The organism is Subdoligranulum variabile (assembly GCF_025152575.1).
Classification (GTDB): domain Bacteria; phylum Bacillota; class Clostridia; order Oscillospirales; family Ruminococcaceae; genus Gemmiger; species Gemmiger variabilis.
In genome coordinates this window covers 1,381,615-1,397,690 of record NZ_CP102293.1, presented here as the reverse complement: position 1 = coordinate 1,397,690, position 16,076 = coordinate 1,381,615, and the positions used below count along the sequence as shown (strand labels likewise).

Genomic DNA, 16,076 nt, shown 5'->3' with positions numbered 1-16,076 from the left:
ATCCTATGCAAAACATTGGCTTCAAAGAAGACCTGACGCATGAGTTCAAAAGCGATCGGACCTGTTTGTCTGATGGAGATATCATAGATGCTGTGGTTGCATTCGCCAATACCGATGGCGGAGATCTTTATCTTGGTGTGGAAGATGACGGAGAAATAACCGGCTTGCATCCATACCATAAAGACAGCACACAGTTGGCGGCCCTGATTGCCAATAAGACCGTTCCTCCCGTTTCGGTGAGAGTTGAAATTTTGAGCTTTTCTGTGCCGGTACTCAAGGTCTCTGTCCCCAGAAAAACTGCGGTCGTGGCATCTTCCGCAGGAAAGATACAGAGAAGAAGAATCAAAGCAGATGGTACTCCGGAAAACGTGCCTATGTATCCCTATGAAATTACGGCACGCCTTTCATCTTTAAGTCTTTTGGATTTCTCTGCACAGCCAGTGGCAGATGCCGGATACGATGATTTGGATCCGGTCGAGCGCGAACGGCTGCGCAATATAATACGCACCTACCGTGGCGAACCGCAGCTGCTGGAACTTTCTGATGAAGAATTGGACAAAGCGTTACAATTTGTGGTATTGCAAAACGGAAAGGCAATCCCCACTTTGTGCGGCTTGCTGATGATTGGTAAGGCGTCAGCCATCAAGGCACATGTGCCGACGGCGGAAGCCTCCATTCAGGTTTTGTCTGGTACGGATATCAAAGTAAATGAGTCCTTTCATCTGCCGTTGCTTGCCGCGTTTGAAAAATTTCACGCCACCTTCAATGCTTGGAATACAAGCGAAGAGATGGAAATGGGAATGTTCCGTATTTCCATCCCTGCCTATGATCCGCGTGCTTTTCGTGAAGCATTGGTCAATGCCTTTTGTCATCGGGACTATTCCATGCTGGGGCGTGTCCGCATGGCGATCGAGGATGATGGCTTGACAATTTCCAATCCAGGCGGTTTTATTGAAGGAATTAATGCAGATAACCTTCTGGATGCGGAACCCCATGGACGTAACCCGGTCTTGGCAGATGCCATGAAGAGAATTGGCCTCGCGGAACGTACAGGACGAGGCATCGACCGTATTTATGAAGGTTCGCTGCTTTATGGCCGGCAACTCCCGGATTATTCGCAATCCAATGCAACCAGTGTCCATTTGTTGATTCCGAAAGGTCCGGTGGATAAGGCTTTTATCCAGATGGTTTCAGAGGAGCAGCAACGAATCGGGCATAGTTTGCCAATACACTCCCTCATGACACTGAACGCTTTGAAAGTGTTGCACCGCGCATCCGTCAATGAAATTGCCTCCTTTTTGCATAAAGATGAAGCCAGAATTCGGTCTGTGCTGGAATCCTTGGCAGAAAGTGGTTTGGTAGACGCAAGCGGGACTGGTCGGGGGAGGACTTATCTGTTAAGCGAAAGATACTATAGACTGACAAAAAAGCCCTATGCCTATGTAAGAAGCCATGATATCAACACGCTTCGCTATGAGGAATTGATTATGGAATTGGCGGGGCACCAGGGTCACGTTTCACGGGCGGACGTGGTTGAATTGCTTCACGTCACACCCTCACAGGCGTTTCGACTGTTACAAAAGTTGGTGAAAGCGAAGCGTCTTGCCTTAACTGGAAAAGGTGCAGGGGCAAAGTATATTCCAAAGGACAGCATATAAAACACCAAAAAACGCACGCGCACGATTATAAACACGCGCGTGCGTTTTTTGGTGCGTTCTATGTGTGTTATGCATCTTGACCACCATCTGACCACTTCTTCTTCCCAGCCGGTTCTGTGTATCGTTTTTTACGCTCCAACATTCTTTTATAACCACCACAAACAGCGCCGGAAGTTGTGCACACTACACAATTTCCGGCGCTGTATCATCGTATTTGCCTGTCTGTCACAGTTCTCCGACCTGACTACTACGTTCAACTGGACTATAAACGACTAAGCTTGAAACTGTTAAACTGTAAAACAAGCGCTATTGTGATCTTTTTTGCGCAGCGCTTCCTGGGCCAAAAGGCGCTTTTGAGGAACGCTTGCGGTATTGGACAGTTCTTTTTCGGGAGAACTGTGACAGGGAACGCGACATCCCGTTTTGGCCGGTTCAGCATGCTGCCAAAAAGAAACGCCCGCCCACAACCACACCCCCGCCACTAAAAAAAACACACCGTACCAAAAAACGGTGTGTTTTTTTATGTCCGGGCCCCGGTACAATCAAAGTAACAACCAAACCGAAAGGCGGCGAAACGATGGAACAACTGCAATTTCTCAACGAATGGGGCGATTTCCGCCTGGGGGATGCCCAACGGGCCCCCGATGTCTATTTCCCGCTGGTGAACGAAGCCCACATGATCTCCAGCGTGACCTCCTGTCTGGCGGGGGACTGCAAGGTGGATCAGAACACCTTCCTGCTGGCCTCGGCGTCGGAGCGCACCCTGGTGGAGCGCACGGGGGCGCGGAACTTCTGGGTCAAGGCCGAGGGGGCGGCGCCCTGGTCGGTGACGGGATGCAGTGCCCCCCAGCTGGCGGCGCTGCACACCGAAGCCGAGGAACCCTGTACCCTCTACGGCGGGCTTTTGTGGCAGAAGACCTGCCGCACCCAAGGGGCCACCGGTCTGGAAGCCGAGACCCTCAGCTTTGTGCCGGCGGATGATGCCCGGGTGGAGGTATGGCAGGTGACGCTGCGCAACCCCACCGGCCATCCCATCCCGGTGGAGTGCATCGCGGCGGTGCCCCTCTACGGCCGGTCGGCGGACAACCTGCGGGACCATCGCCATGTGACCAGCCTGCTGCACCGGGCCAGGGCCGCCGCCTACGGCCTGGACCTGACCCCCACCCTGACCTTTGACGAGCGGGGCCACCAGCCCGGCCGGGTGACCTACCGGGTATGGGCCGCCGACGAGGCGGGCAACCCGCCCCGCCGCCAGATGCCGCTCACCGCCGATTTTGAGGGAGCAGGCGGTCCCTTCTGGCCCGATGCCCTCACCGGCACGCCGGACCCGGCCTGCTTCTGCACCGAGGGCGGCACCGCCCAGGGGGGCGAGATGACGGCGGCCCTCTGGTTCGCCCCCTGCACCCTGGCCCCCGGAGCGACCCGGCGGTACCAGGTGGTGCTGGCCATCGACAGCGACCCCTCGCCCTATCTGACGCCGGAGGGGGTGGCCGAAGCGCTGGAGCGCACCAAGGCCTTCTGGCAAGGGCAGGTCACGATGCAGGTGGCGGATCCCCGGGACGGCGACTGGGGCCCCTGGATGCGGTGGGTGGCCATCCAGCCGGTACTGCGCCGCATCTGCGGCTGTTCCTTCCTGCCCCACCACGACTACGGCCGGGGCGGCCGGGGCTGGCGGGACCTCTGGCAGGACAGCCTGGCCCTGCTGCTCCAGGACCCCGCCGCCCTGCGGCAGAGCCTGTTCTGCCATTTTGCGGGGGTCCGTCCCGACGGCACCAACGCCACCATCATCGGGGACAAACCCGGGGAGTTCAAGGCCGACCGCAACAACATTCCCCGGGTGTGGATGGACCACGGCTTCTGGCCCTTTGTGACCTGCCGGCTCTATCTGGACGAAACGGGGGACGACGCCTTCCTTTTTGAGGAGCAGACCTACTTTGACGACGGCTTTGCCTACCGGGGCGAGGGGGCGCGCCGCGCCCCGGCCGACGAACCCCGGCGGGGCACCGTGCTGGAACATCTGCTGCTGCAGAATGTGACGGCCTTCTTTGACGCCGGGGACCGCGGCAGCATCCGGCTGCGGGGGGCCGACTGGAACGACGGTCTGGACATGGCCGCCGCCCACGGGGAGAGCGTGGCCTTCACGGCGGCCTACGGCGGCAACCTGCTGGCCCTGGCCGACCTGCTGGACCGGCTGGCGGAAACCCGGCCTACGGTGGCGCTGCATCCGTCCCTGGTGCATCTGCTGGAGACCGACGCCGCCGGTTACGACACCCCGGCGGCCCGCCAGGCCGCGTTGCTGCGCTGCTGCGGGGAAGCCTACACCGCCGCCGAGCCCACGGCGATGGATACCAAGGCCGCGGCGGCCGCCCTGCGGGGGATGGGGCAGTGGCTCTTTGCCCATCTGCGCCGGCAGGAGCGGGTCAGTGACGGCGGCAGCCTGCACTGGTTCAACAGCTACTACGACGACCACGGCCGCCCGGTGGAGGGCGTGCAGGGGGACACCGTGCGGATGATGCTCACCGGCCAGGTGTTCACCCTGATGTCGGGGGCCGCCGACGATGCCCAGGCCGCCGAGGTGGCCCGGGCCGTCCACTGGTATCTCTTTGACCCTGCCCGGGGCGGCTGTTTTCTCAACACCGATTTCGGCGAGGTCAAGACCGACCTGGGCCGGATGTTCGGCTTTGCCTACGGTACCAAGGAAAACGGCGCCGTCTTCAGCCATATGGCGGTGATGTACGCCTACGCCCTCTACCTGCGGGGCATGCCCCGGGAGGGCCTGCGGGTGCTGCGCTGCCTCTACGCCCAGAGCCGCCGCTTTGCCGCCGGGCACATCCTGCCCGGCATCCCCGAATACTTCGATGGGCGGGGCAAGGGGATGTACCCCTACCTCACGGGGGCGGCCAGCTGGCTGCTGCTCACCGTCCAGACCCGGATGTTCGGCGTCCGGGGCATCCAGGGCGACCTGGAACTGGACCCCCAGCTCACCGCCGCCCAGTTTGACGGCCAGGACCTGGCCGCCATCCGCTGCCGCTTTGCGGGCAAAGCCCTGACGGTGCGGTACCATAACCCCGGCCATCTGGAACCGGAGGCCGCCCGGGTGGGCGCCGTCACGGCGGAGGGCCGCCCGCTGCCCATGATTTCCCGGGGACGCATCCCCCGGGCCGCCATCCTGGCCCTGCCCGACGGCGCCGTGCTCACCGCCGAACTCCAGCCCCGTACCACCCACTGAACCACCAAGGAGGAACTACTTATGTTCGATTCCCAGCATCGTTTTGTCATCCAGAACTACCAGCAGGCCCCCACCTTTTCCAGCTTCCTGCCCGGCGTGGCGGGCCCCAAGGGGGTCCCGGCCTGGGTCTACTACAACAACCGGGGCCAGGCGGTCTGCAGCTTCGGCGCCCGGGACAAGGACCATGCCATCATGGAGTTCAGCGCCGCCCACACCGCCTATCAGAACACCGCCCGCACCGGCTTCCGCACCTTTGCCCGGGTGAACGGCGCCTGCACCGAGCTGCTGAAAGGGGAGGCCGAGATGCACATCGGCACCGCCGAACTGGTGCTCTGCCAGCAGACCCCGGAACTGGCCGTGGAGGTGCGCTACTGCGGCCTGCCCGACCACCGGCTGGCGGGGCTGATCCGGGAACTGACGGTGACCAACACCACCGACGCCCCCCTGGAGCTGGAACTGCTGGACGGCATGCCCGCCGTAGTCTGCTACGGCATCGACCAGGATACCCTCAAGAATATGGCCCAGCTGGCCAAGGCCTGGATGCAGGTGGAATTCGGCCCCGACGGCTCCACCCGGTTTGCGGTGCGGGCCTCCATGGCCGATACCGCCAGCGTCACCAGGGTGGAGGGGGTCAACTTCTGCCTGGCCCTGGACGACACCGGCGCCCGGCTGCGCCCTCTGGTGCAGCCCTCCCTGGTCTTCGGGGAGGACACCGGCCTGGAGACCGCCCAGCACTTTGCCGCCACCCCGCTGGCGGACCTCTGCGCCGCCGACCAGGTGCTGCAGAACCAGTTCCCCTGCTGCTTCGTCCCGGCCCGGCGCACCCTGCAGCCGGGGGAGAGCGTACATCTTTATTCCCTCTACGGCCAGGCGGACAGCCGCGCCCTGCTGGAAGGGATGACCGCCGCGGTGGACGGTCCCGCCTGGTTCGACGCCCAGTGTGCCCGGGCGGTGGCTCTGGGGGCGGAACTCTCCGACGTGGTGGATACCCGCACCGCCGACCCGGTGTTTGACGCCTACTGCCGCCAGACCTATGTGGACAACCTGCTGCGGGGCGGCACCCCCATCTTCTTCACGGGGGCGGACGGCAAAAAGACGCCCTTCTATCTCTATTCCCGCAAACACGGCGACCCCGAGCGGGAGTACAACTATTTCTCCCTGGGCGGGGAGTATTACGCCCAGGGCAACGGCAACTTCCGGGATGTGAACCAGAACCGCCGCAGCGACGTGCTGTTCCACCCCCAGCTGAAGGATGCCAACATCCGGATGTTCATGGAGCTGACCCAGACCGACGGCTACAACCCGCTGGTCATCCTGCCCAGCACCTTCCGTCTGGCGGAGGCCGACCGGCAGGAACTCTGCGCCCCTTTGCCGGAAAGCTGCCGTGCCGCCGCCGAAGCCCTGCTGGCCGAGGACTTCACCCCCGGCCGCCGAGGACTGGGGCCTGGCGGAAGAGACCGCCGACGCTTTTGTGGCCAACTGCGTCACCAAAGCCCACAGCGATCCCAACGCCGATTTCGGGGAAGGGTACTGGTGCGACCACTGGACCTATGACCTCGACCTCATCGAGAACTATCTGGCCGCCTACCCGGATGAGAAGGACGCGCTGCTCTTTGGGCCCCGCAACTACCGCTGGTATGCCAGCCGGGCCGCCGTGCTGCCCCTGGCCAAGCGGTGCTGCCGCACCGACGCCGGGCTGCGCCAGTACCACAGCATCGACCCCGAGACCCGCCAGCAGGCCGACGGCAACTGGCTGGTGGAGGAAGGCGGCTCCGTGGCCCGCTCCACCCTGATGGAGAAGCTGCTGCTCCTCTGCGCCATCAAGGCCGCCACCCTGGACAGCGCCGGCATGGGCGTGGAGATGGAGGGCGGCAAACCCGGCTGGTACGACGCCCTCAACGGTCTGCCGGGGCTGTTCGGTTCCTCCATGGCCGAGACCTGCGAGCTGGACCGGCTGCTCACCTTCACCATCACGGCGCTGGAAGGCCGGGCGGGTACGGTGGAGCTCTACACCGAGATGGCCCAGCTGCTGGGCCGTGCGGCCACCATCATGATGAACGATGCCCCCTGGACCCGCTGGCAGCAGATGACCCGCCTGCGGGAGGCTTACCGCACCGCCACCGCCCATACCCTGGCGGGCAGCCGCACCGCCGTGGCCTGCACCGAGCTGGCGGCCCAGCTGCGTGCCCTGCAGACCCGTGTGCGGGAGGGCATCCACCGGGCCGAGGCCCTGGGCGGCGGGCTGATCCCCACCTACTTCTCCTTTGAGGCCACCGGCATCACCGAGACGGCGGAGGGCCTGGTTCCCACCGGGCTCACCCCCCAGCCGCTGCCCTACTTCCTGGAAGGCCCGGTCCGCCGTCTGAAAACCGCCATGACCGCCGAGGAAAAGGCCCAGCTGGAGGAGAATGTCCGCACCAGCGACCTCTACGACCCGGCTCTCAGGATGTACAAGGTCAACGCCTCGCTGAACGATACCAGCTTCGAGGTGGGCCGTGCCCGTGCCTTCACCCCCGGCTGGCTGGAAAACGAATCCATCTGGCTGCATATGGAGTACAAATACCTGCTGGAACTGCTCAAGAGCGGGCTCTACCACCGGTTCTTCGCGGCCTTCTGCGACGCGGCGGTGCCCTTCCTGGACCCGGCGGTCTACGGCCGCAGCCCGCTGGAGAACGTCTCCTTCCTGGGCTCCTCGGTGAACCCCGACCCGGCGGCCCGGGGCCGCGGCTTTGTGGCCCGGCTCATCCCGGCGGACGGCGATGTGGTGGCCATGAAGAGCGTGCTGGAAGCCAACAAGGACTACGAGAACCCCTCCTTCGGCAACCAGAAGACCTATGAATTCTTTGCCGAGGAAGCCTCCGCCGTGGATTACAGCCTGGTGACCCGCTACGACACCGCCATCGGCGATGCCTTCGGCCAGGCCATCGAGGCGGTCCAGAAGGGCGAGAAAGACAAGGAAACCGCCCTGAAGGACTTCTACAGCGAAGTGCAGGCGGTCTACCCCGAGATCGAGGTCCCTGCCTGAACCGGCAGAATTTCTGAAGGCATCACCCCGGGCCCCGCGCCCGGGGTGATGCCTTCCTGTGGAAAGGCGGAATGTGTTATGGCCAAACAAGCAACGGCGGAAAAAACCGTGCAGAAGCGGCGGGCCCCCAACGACGTGAACCGCTACGGCGCGCTGTTCTGCATCCCCTTTGTGGCAACCTTCCTGGTGTTCAGCGTCTACCCGGTGCTGCGCACCTTCATCATGAGCTTTACCGATTATAAAGGGTACGGCAAGGCCGACCCCGTCATGCTGGACAACTACCAGCGCGCCCTCACCGACCCTCTGTTCTGGGAAGCCTTCGTCAACACCCTCAAGATGTGGGGCATCAACATCGTGCTCCAGCTGGGCCTGGCCCTGCTGCTCACCATGCTCCTCAACGATATGAAATACCGCATGAAGGGCCTGAGCATCTTCCGGGCCATCTTCTACCTGCCCAACCTCATCGCCTGCACCTCGGTGGCGTTCCTCTTCAAGACGCTGCTGGACTGGCAGTACGGCAGCGTCAATCAGGTGCTGCTCCAGTTCGGCGTCATCCAGGAACCCATCAACTGGCTGGGCGGTTCCGGCGCCACCGCCCAGGCGGTGGTGGGCGTCGTGGGCGCCTGGATGTGGTTCGGCAACAGCTTCATCCTGCTCATGGCGGGCGTCCAGGGCATCAGCCGGGACTACTATGAGGCCGCCACCATCGACGGCGCCGGCCGCTGGACCATCTTCGGCCGCATCACCCTGCCCCTGCTGCGCCCCATCATGATGTATGTGGCCATCACCAGCCTCATCGGCGGCTTGCAGCTCTTTGACATCCCCTACCTGATCTCCGGCACCAAGGGCACGCCCGGCCGCAGCCTCTACACGGCGGTGTTCTACCTCTTCAACATGGCTTTCACCAACCGGCAGATGGGCTATGCCGCCGCCATCGCCTTCGTGCTCTTTGCCATCATCGCGGTGTGCAGCTTCATTGCCTTCCGCCTGATGAACCGAAAGGAGGACTGACCTGTGGATACCGCCTATCGCCTCAAGACCCGGGTCATCAAGACCATCCTGTATCTGGCCCTCATCCTGCTGGCGCTGGTCTGCCTGATCCCCTTCTGGATGATGCTGGTCAACGCCACCCGCAGCGGCAACGAGATCATGACCGGTTTCTCGCTGCTGCCCGGCACCAGCCTGGCCGAAAACTGGACCCTCGTCACCGACAACCTGAACATCTTCCAGGGTATGCTCAACAGCCTGGTCATCGCCGTGGGCAGCACCCTGCTGGTGTCCTACTTCTCGGCCCTGACCGCCTACGCCCTGGCCTGCTACGACTTCAAGGGCAACAAGCTGCTCTTCACCGTCATGCTGGTCTTCATGATGGTGCCCGCCCAGCTGGGCCTGCTGGGCTTCTATGACCTGTGCAACATGCTGGGCCTCATCGATTCCTATTGGCCCCTTATCCTGCCGGCCATCGCCAGCCCGGGCACCGTATTCTTCCTGCGGCAGTACATCCTTTCGGTGCTGCCCAAGGCCCTGCTGGAAGCCCCCCGCATCGACGGCGCCAGCGAGCTGCGCATCTTCCACAGCATCGTGCTGCCCATCATGGCCCCCGGCATCGCCACCATGGCCATCGGCGCCTTCATCGGCAGCTGGAACAACTACCTCACCCCCTTGGTCCTCATCAACAACCAGGATCTGTTCACCCTGTCCATGATGATCGCCAGCCTCAACTCGGTGAAGGATATCTCCAGCAACATCGGCGCCACCTATCTGGCCATCGCCATGTCGGTGGTACCCATCATCGTGGTGTTCTGCTTCTGCTCGCGGTACATCATCAGCAGTATCTCGGCCGGCAGCGTCAAGGAGTGATTGCTGGCCCCCGGCACAGTGTGCTATGATAAAATAAAATACAGCCTGCAAGGCAAGGAGGCGGCGGTTATGACGACTGACAGGGGAGCAAGGTCGGTCTGTCTGACCGCCGCCCTTTTGCTGCTGGCGGGGTGTGCGGCGGCGCCGCAGCAGCCCGCGGCACCGGCCGTACAGCTGGACTGGTATGTGAATTTTTCCTGGTTCAACGCCGGCTGGGGCGGCAACCATGTCACCGACACCGTCACCGAATCTACCGGCGTCACGGTGGACTTTTCCGTCCCCACGGGGGCGGGCAGCGACACCCTGGACGCCATGATCCGCCAGGAGGACCTGCCCGACCTCATCACCCTGGGCTGGTGGGAACCCCAGGTCAGCACCCTCATCGACGGGGGCTACGTCTATTCCCTGGACGAGCTGGCCGAAACCTACGATCCCGACTTCTATACCGTGGCGGGGGCGGACCAGCTGGACTGGTACCGCCAGCCCGACGGCTATGTCTACGGCTACCCCAGCTTTTCGGCGGGGGTGGAGGAAGCCCAGCAGGCGGCCAACATGGTCTTTGTGGTGCGCAAGGATCTGTATGAAGCCCTGGGCAGCCCCGACATGACCACGCCGGAAGGCTTTGCCGACACCCTGCGCCGGGCGGCGGCCCAGTTCCCCGAGGTGGACGGCAAACCGCTCATTCCCTTTGGGGTGGGAGAGTTCAACGAGTACGGCAATGCCTCCCTCACCGACTGCCTGCCGGATTTTCTCGCCATTCCGCCCCAGAAGGACGGCCAGGCCTACGACGCGGTCACCGACCCCGACTACCAGACCTGGCTGAAAACGCTGCGGGAACTGGTGGCGGACGGCACGCTGACCAGCGATTTCTTTTTTGACAAGCGGCAGCAGACCGCCGAAAAGCTGCTGGACGGGCAGTATTTCTGCCTTTTGTACCAGTGGACCGATGTGGATGTTGCTTTGCAAAAAAATTGAAAAGATTTTGCTTATAAAATGAAAAAGAAAAAGGGCGTTTGAGAAGGTATTAAATCCCTCTTAAACGCCCTTTTTTCGTCTCATTTTTTCGGGTCTTTTCGGTTTCCGTGATCTTCTAAAATCAGATCTTGGCCGGTCTTTTTTTGGAGACTTGGAACATATTCAAGAACATCTTCAACGCGACAGCCCAAAGCCTCACAGATACGGTCCAAATGTTCCAGGTTGATTCTCTCCGCAAACTCATTATAATAAGCGCAGATCGTAGATGGACGGATTCCAGTTTCCCGCGCTAACCTGCCCTTCCACACCATCTTCCTGGCCACCGCCGTCATCATCGTGGTGGACGGCATCTTCCTGGCCTTCCTGCCCTTCCCGCCCTTCACCCGCACCGAGAAAAAGGCCGCCAAGGAACCCATGCATTTCACCCCGGCGTCCATCGTGCTGGTCTGCCTGGGCTTCACCACCTCCACCACCTTCATGCTCTGGCTCAACTGCAACCAGGAGCTGGGCATCCTCTACGGCCTGTCCGACCCCGGCAAGATCCAGTCCTTCTACTCGGTGGGCATCGTGCTGGCCCTCTTTGTCAGCGCGGCGCTGCTGGGCCGCAACGTGGAACCCGCCAAGATCCTGGTGGTCTATCCCACCATCGCCCTGCTGACCCTGGTGGCCATCTACTTCATCCAGACCCCCGCCATCTGCCTGGCCGGCGGCTTCCTGCTGGGCTTCTTCGCCGCGGGCGGCGTGCTCCAGCTGGTCACCGCCGTGGCCAATGAGATGTTCCCCAAAAACCGCGGCGTCATCACCTCCATCGTCATGATCGCCTCCAGCGTGGCCAACTACCTGGTGGTCAGCGTGGCGGGCATCCTCACCCGCATCGGCGGCACCGAGGGCCCCCGTCTGGTGCTGCTCTTCAACATCGCCGTGACCCTGGTGGGCATCCTGCTGGCGGTCTACCTCAATGGCTGCCTGAAAAAGGAAAAGGCTGCCGCCGCAAAGGAGTAAGGCTATGGATACATTGTTTCTCATCGGCTTCATGGGCGCGGGCAAGACGTCGGTCTCCCGGGCGCTGAGCCGTCAGCTGGGCCGCCCCGTGGTGGAGATGGACCAGCGCATCGCCGAACAGGAGGGCATGTCCGTCTCGGACATCTTTGCCCGGAAAGGGGAGGGCTACTTCCGCAGCTGCGAGACGGCGCTGCTCAACAGCTTTTCCCACAGCGAGCCCTGCGTGGTCTCCTGCGGGGGCGGGGTCCCCATGCGGGAGGAAAACGTGGCGGCCATGCGCCGCAGCGGCCTGGTGGTGCTGCTGACCGCCCGCCCGGAGGTCATCCTGCGCCGGGTGAAGGACGACCACAGCCGCCCGCTGCTGGAAGGCCACAAGGATATCGCCTACATCGCGGCGCTGATGGAACAGCGCCGTCCCAAGTACGAGGCCGCGGCGGACATCACCGTGGACACCTCGGACCGGACCATCGCCGAAATCTGCCGGGAAGTGCTGCAGCAGGCAGCGCTCCGCGGGCAGCCGCAATAAAGAAAACCCATACGACGCTTAGGAGGAAATACACCATGTCTCAGAAACATCCCATCACCATCAGTTCCTGGACGCTGGGCGACCAGTGCACCTTTGAAGAGCGGGTTTCGGCCGCCAAGGCTGCCGGCTTCGAGGGCATCGGCCTGCGGGCGGAGACCTACGTGGACGCCCTGAACGAGGGCCTCTTCGACCAGGACATCCTGGACATCCTGAAGAAGTACGACATGAAGGTCACCGAGGTGGAGTACATCGTCCAGTGGGCCGAGGAGCACCGCTCCTACGAGCAGAAGTACAAGGAGCAGATCTGCTTCCATATGTGCCGTCTGTTCGGCGTGAACCACATCAACTGCGGCCTCATGGAGAACTACTCGGTGGAGTACACCGCCCAGAAGCTGCGGGAACTGTGCCACCGTGCGGCGCCCTTCACCATCGGCGTGGAGCCCATGCCCTACAGCGGCCTGCCCGATGTGAAGAAGGCCTGGGCCGTGGTCAAGGAATCCGGCTGCGACAACGCCAAGCTGATCCTGGACTCCTGGCACTGGATCCGCGCCAACCAGAGCTATGACCCCAGCGTGCTGGCCGATGTGCCCGCCGACAAGGTGGTCTCCATCCAGATCAACGACGTGCAGGCCCATCCCTACGCGGGCCCCGTGCTCCGGGATGAGTCCATGCACGACCGCATGCTGCCCGGCACCGGTTCCGGCAACACCGCCGGCTTTGTGGAGATGATCCGCAACAAGGGCATCGATCCCAAGGTGGTGGGCGTGGAAGTCATCAGCGACGCCATCCTGGCGGACGGCGTGCCCGCCGCTGCCAAGGCCAACTACGACGCCACCAAGGCCGTGCTGGAACAGGCATGGCCCGAGATTCTGGAAAAGTAATCGAGGAGGATATCTGCAATGGAAGCAAGAATTTCCGGACATACCCAGCTTTACTGCCTGATCGGCTCCCCCGTGGGCCATTCCGGCTCTCCCGCCATGTACAACTACTCCTTCGCCCGCACCGGCATCGATGCGGCCTACCTGGCCTTTGATATTCCCCTGGAAAAGACCAAGGAAGCGGTGGAGTCCCTCAAGCTGCTCCATGTGGGCGGCTTCAACGTGACCATGCCCTGCAAGACCGCCGTGGCGGGCTGCGTGGACGCCCTCTCTCCGGCGGCGGAGCTCATCGGCGCCTGCAACACCGTCACCGTGGGGGAGGACGGCAAACTCACCGGCCACAACACCGACGGCATCGGCTTTGTGCGCAACCTGGCCGAACACGGCGTGGCCATCAGCGGCAAGAAGCTGGTGGTGCTGGGCGCCGGCGGTGCGGCCACAGCCATCTGCGCCCAGGCGGCGCTGGACGGCGCGGCGGAGATCGCCATCTTCAACCGCAAGGATGAATTCTACCCCCGCGGCGAGCAGAATGTGGAAAAGCTGCGCAAGGCGGTGCCCCACTGCAAGGTGTCCATCACCCCGCTGGAGGACGAGGCCGCCCTGGCCGCGGCGGTGGGCCGCTGCGACATCCTGGTCAACGCCACCAAGGTGGGCATGAAGCCCCTGGAGGCCGAGACCCTCATCGACCCCAAGCTGCTCCGTCCCGAGCTGGTGGTGGCCGACACCGTCTACAATCCCAAGGAGACCCGTCTGATCTGTGACGCCAAGGCCGCCGGCTGTGCCGCCGCGGTGGGCGGCATCGGCATGCTGCTGTGGCAGGGCGTGGCCGCCTTCAAGCTCTTCACCGGCAAGGATATGCCTGCCCAGGAAGTGCTGGAAAAATTCTTCCTGTAATCAGGGCAGTCGGAGGTACTCATCATGAAATTCCCGTATATGTTCTCTCCGGTGCAGATCGGCACCGTCACCGTGCCCAACCGTTTTGTGGTGCCCCCCATGGGCAACAACCTGGCCAACACCGACGGCTCCCTCAGCGACCGGTCCCTCTCCTACTACGAGGCCCGGGCCAAGGGCGGCTTCGGCCTCATCACCATTGAATCCACCGTGGTCTACAAAGAGGCCAAGGGCGGCCCCCGCAAGCCCTGCCTCTTCTCGGACGACACGGTGCCCAGCTTCCGCCGGGTGGCCGATGCCTGCCATGCCTACGGCGCCAAGGTGTCCATCCAGCTGCAGCACGCCGGCCCCGAGGGCAACTCCGCCCTCACCGGCTACCCGCTGAAGGCCGCCAGCGCCGTGCCCGCCGCCCAGGGCCGGAAAGTGCCCGAGGCTGTCAGCCGGGAGGAACTCTACCGCATCATCGAGTGCTACGGTGATGCCGCCCGCCGCGCCCAGCAGGCCGGCATCGACATGGTGGAAGTCCACTGTGCCCACGGCTACCTGGTGAGCACCTTCATCTCCCAGCGCACCAACCACCGCACCGATGAGTTCGGCGGCTGCTTCGAGAACCGCATGCGGCTGCCCCGCCTGATCATCGAGAACATCCGGAAGAAGACCGGCGGCAACCTGCCCATCCTCTGCCGCATCAACGCCAGCGACGAGGTGGAGGGCGGCCAGACCGTCCAGGACGCCGCCGCCGTGGCCGCCTACCTGGAGCAGGAGTGCGGCGTGGACGCCCTGCACGTGACCCGTGCCGTCCATCTCCATGACGAGTTCATGTGGGCCCCCGGCATCACCCACGGTGGCTTCAACGCCGACCTGGTCAGCGAGATCCACCGCGCGGTGAGCATCCCGGTCATCGCCGTGGGCCGCTTCACCGAGCCCCAGTACGCCGAGCTGCTGGTCAAGCAGGGCCGTGCCGACCTCATCGCCTTCGGCCGTCAGAGCATCACCGACCCCGAGCTGCCCAACAAGGCCCGCAACAACCAGCTGGAGAGCATGACCCCCTGCATCGGCTGCCTGCTGGGCTGCGTTCCCAACATGTTTGCCGGCAAGGCCATCACCTGCGCCCTGAACCCCTGCGTGGGCCAGGAACACGTGCTCACCCCCGTGGAGAACAAGAAGCGGGTGGTGGTCGTGGGCGGCGGCCCCGCCGGCCTGTATGCGGCCTGGGCCTGCGCCGTGCGCGGCCACAGCGTGACCCTGCTGGAAAAGTGTGAGGAGCTGGGCGGCAACTTCCGCGTGGCGTCCTTCCCCACCGGTAAGGGCCAGCTGTCCGAGGCCATCCGCTCCATGATCGTCAAGTGCCAGCAGGCGGGTGTGGACCTGCGCTGCGGCGTCAACGCCACCGAGGAGACGCTGCGCAGCCTCTCCCCCGACGCCATCGTGGTGGCCACCGGTTCGGTGCCGCTGGTGCTGCCCATCCCGGGTCTGGACACCTGCGGCTACGTCACCGCCCAGGACCTGCTGCTGGGCAAGGTCACCTGCGGCCAGAAGGCCCTGGTGGTAGGCGGCGGCATGGTGGGCTGTGAAGCGGCCGAGTTCCTGGCCGAGCGCGGCTACACCGTGGGCATCGTGGAGATGAAGACCGTCATCGCCGCCGATGTCACCCCCGAGAACCGCCGCTACATGTTCGAGAATTTTGCCGAGAACCATGTCCAGTTGCAGCCCGGCGCCCGGGTCAGCCATTTCTACCCCGACGGCGTGGACTACCAGCTGGCCGACGGCACCGGCGGTTCCATGCGCGGCTACGACACCGTGGTGCTGGCCATGGGTTCCCGCAGCAACGCGGCCCTCAAGGAAGACGCCGAGAAGGTGGCCCCCCAGGTGGTCGTCATCGGTGAGGCCGCCCAGGCCCCCGGCAATGCAGTGACCGCCACCCAGGCCGCCCTGGAAGCTGCCCTGCAGATCTGAGTTTTCATTCCCAAAAGCCAAAAAGCCCTCCGGCTGAAACAGCCGGAGGGCTTTTGCTGTGGTGAATGTGCAAAAA

The 16,076-nt window shown here is 63.2% G+C and carries 13 protein-coding genes; 12 read left to right on the top strand and 1 reads right to left on the bottom strand.

The annotated features are described in order from the left end of the window. Window positions 1–5 precede the first annotated feature (5 nt). The 7 genes from NQ490_RS06780 to NQ490_RS06750 all read left to right on the top strand — a co-directional run bounded on the left by NQ490_RS06780 (window position 6) and on the right by NQ490_RS06750 (window position 10,747). Window positions 6–1,658: an RNA-binding domain-containing protein gene (locus tag NQ490_RS06780; RefSeq protein ID WP_007048547.1), complete on the top strand. Its 1,653-nt coding sequence runs from the start codon at window positions 6–8 to the stop codon at window positions 1,656–1,658. Window positions 1,659–2,235: 577 nt separating this feature from the next. Next, window positions 2,236–4,887: a GH36-type glycosyl hydrolase domain-containing protein gene (locus tag NQ490_RS06775; RefSeq protein WP_007048549.1), complete on the top strand. Its 2,652-nt coding sequence runs from the start codon at window positions 2,236–2,238 to the stop codon at window positions 4,885–4,887. A 21-nt stretch (window positions 4,888–4,908) separates the two neighbouring features. Next, complete coding sequence (locus NQ490_RS06770) at window positions 4,909–6,441, top strand: hypothetical protein (protein WP_007048550.1); 1,533 nt, start codon at window positions 4,909–4,911, stop codon at window positions 6,439–6,441. Continuing rightward, entirely contained in the window at window positions 6,359–7,912 is a 1,554-nt protein-coding gene (locus NQ490_RS06765) for a hypothetical protein (protein ID WP_007048551.1), read from the top strand. The genes NQ490_RS06770 and NQ490_RS06765 overlap by 83 nt, the downstream gene beginning before the upstream one ends. A 78-nt stretch (window positions 7,913–7,990) precedes the next feature. Next, the gene (locus NQ490_RS06760) at window positions 7,991–8,923 is read left to right on the top strand and encodes a carbohydrate ABC transporter permease (protein ID WP_007048552.1); all 933 of its coding nucleotides are present in this window, start codon (window positions 7,991–7,993) and stop codon (window positions 8,921–8,923) included. 3 nt (window positions 8,924–8,926) lie between these two features. Next, a complete protein-coding gene (locus tag NQ490_RS06755) occupies window positions 8,927–9,772 on the top strand; it encodes a carbohydrate ABC transporter permease (protein ID WP_007048553.1) in 846 nt (281 codons plus the stop codon). Window positions 9,773–9,841: 69 nt separating this feature from the next. Continuing rightward, complete coding sequence (locus NQ490_RS06750; RefSeq protein WP_147644593.1) at window positions 9,842–10,747, top strand: type 2 periplasmic-binding domain-containing protein; 906 nt, start codon at window positions 9,842–9,844, stop codon at window positions 10,745–10,747. 80 nt (window positions 10,748–10,827) lie between these two features. Here NQ490_RS06750 and NQ490_RS06745 read toward each other — a convergent pair whose 3' ends face one another. Next, window positions 10,828–11,097 (bottom strand): helix-turn-helix domain-containing protein, encoded by a 270-nt coding sequence (locus NQ490_RS06745; protein ID WP_050764761.1) that lies wholly within the window; start codon window positions 11,095–11,097, stop codon window positions 10,828–10,830. Between NQ490_RS06745 and NQ490_RS06740 the strand changes: the two genes are divergently transcribed. Genes NQ490_RS06740 through NQ490_RS06720 form a run of 5 tightly spaced genes read left to right on the top strand, consistent with a single transcriptional unit; the run spans window position 11,084 to window position 16,000 of the window. Further along, entirely contained in the window at window positions 11,084–11,749 is a 666-nt protein-coding gene (locus NQ490_RS06740; RefSeq protein ID WP_147644594.1) for an MFS transporter, read from the top strand. The genes NQ490_RS06745 and NQ490_RS06740 overlap by 14 nt on opposite strands. A 4-nt stretch (window positions 11,750–11,753) precedes the next feature. After that, the gene (locus NQ490_RS06735; RefSeq protein WP_007048557.1) at window positions 11,754–12,275 is read left to right on the top strand and encodes a shikimate kinase; all 522 of its coding nucleotides are present in this window, start codon (window positions 11,754–11,756) and stop codon (window positions 12,273–12,275) included. A 35-nt stretch (window positions 12,276–12,310) separates the two neighbouring features. Beyond that, on the top strand, window positions 12,311–13,156 hold the full coding sequence (locus NQ490_RS06730) for a sugar phosphate isomerase/epimerase family protein (protein ID WP_007048558.1): 846 nt from the start codon (window positions 12,311–12,313) through the stop codon (window positions 13,154–13,156). An 18-nt stretch (window positions 13,157–13,174) separates the two neighbouring features. Further along, window positions 13,175–14,047: a shikimate dehydrogenase gene (gene aroE / locus NQ490_RS06725; protein WP_040918759.1), complete on the top strand. Its 873-nt coding sequence runs from the start codon at window positions 13,175–13,177 to the stop codon at window positions 14,045–14,047. A 24-nt stretch (window positions 14,048–14,071) separates the two neighbouring features. Next, the gene (locus NQ490_RS06720; RefSeq protein WP_007048560.1) at window positions 14,072–16,000 is read left to right on the top strand and encodes an FAD-dependent oxidoreductase; all 1,929 of its coding nucleotides are present in this window, start codon (window positions 14,072–14,074) and stop codon (window positions 15,998–16,000) included. Window positions 16,001–16,076 lie beyond the last annotated feature (76 nt).

Coding starts and splice junctions, on each gene's coding strand:
- NQ490_RS06780 (WP_007048547.1), top strand. CDS start 6: ATGCAAAACATTGGCTTCAAAGAAGACCTGACGCATGAGTTCAAAAGC.
- NQ490_RS06775 (WP_007048549.1), top strand. CDS start 2,236: ATGGAACAACTGCAATTTCTCAACGAATGGGGCGATTTCCGCCTGGGG.
- NQ490_RS06770 (WP_007048550.1), top strand. CDS start 4,909: ATGTTCGATTCCCAGCATCGTTTTGTCATCCAGAACTACCAGCAGGCC.
- NQ490_RS06760 (WP_007048552.1), top strand. CDS start 7,991: ATGGCCAAACAAGCAACGGCGGAAAAAACCGTGCAGAAGCGGCGGGCC.
- NQ490_RS06750 (WP_147644593.1), top strand. CDS start 9,842: ATGACGACTGACAGGGGAGCAAGGTCGGTCTGTCTGACCGCCGCCCTT.
- NQ490_RS06745 (WP_050764761.1), bottom strand. CDS start 11,097: ATGCCGTCCACCACGATGATGACGGCGGTGGCCAGGAAGATGGTGTGG.
- NQ490_RS06735 (WP_007048557.1), top strand. CDS start 11,754: ATGGATACATTGTTTCTCATCGGCTTCATGGGCGCGGGCAAGACGTCG.
- NQ490_RS06730 (WP_007048558.1), top strand. CDS start 12,311: ATGTCTCAGAAACATCCCATCACCATCAGTTCCTGGACGCTGGGCGAC.
- aroE (WP_040918759.1), top strand. CDS start 13,175: ATGGAAGCAAGAATTTCCGGACATACCCAGCTTTACTGCCTGATCGGC.
- NQ490_RS06720 (WP_007048560.1), top strand. CDS start 14,072: ATGAAATTCCCGTATATGTTCTCTCCGGTGCAGATCGGCACCGTCACC.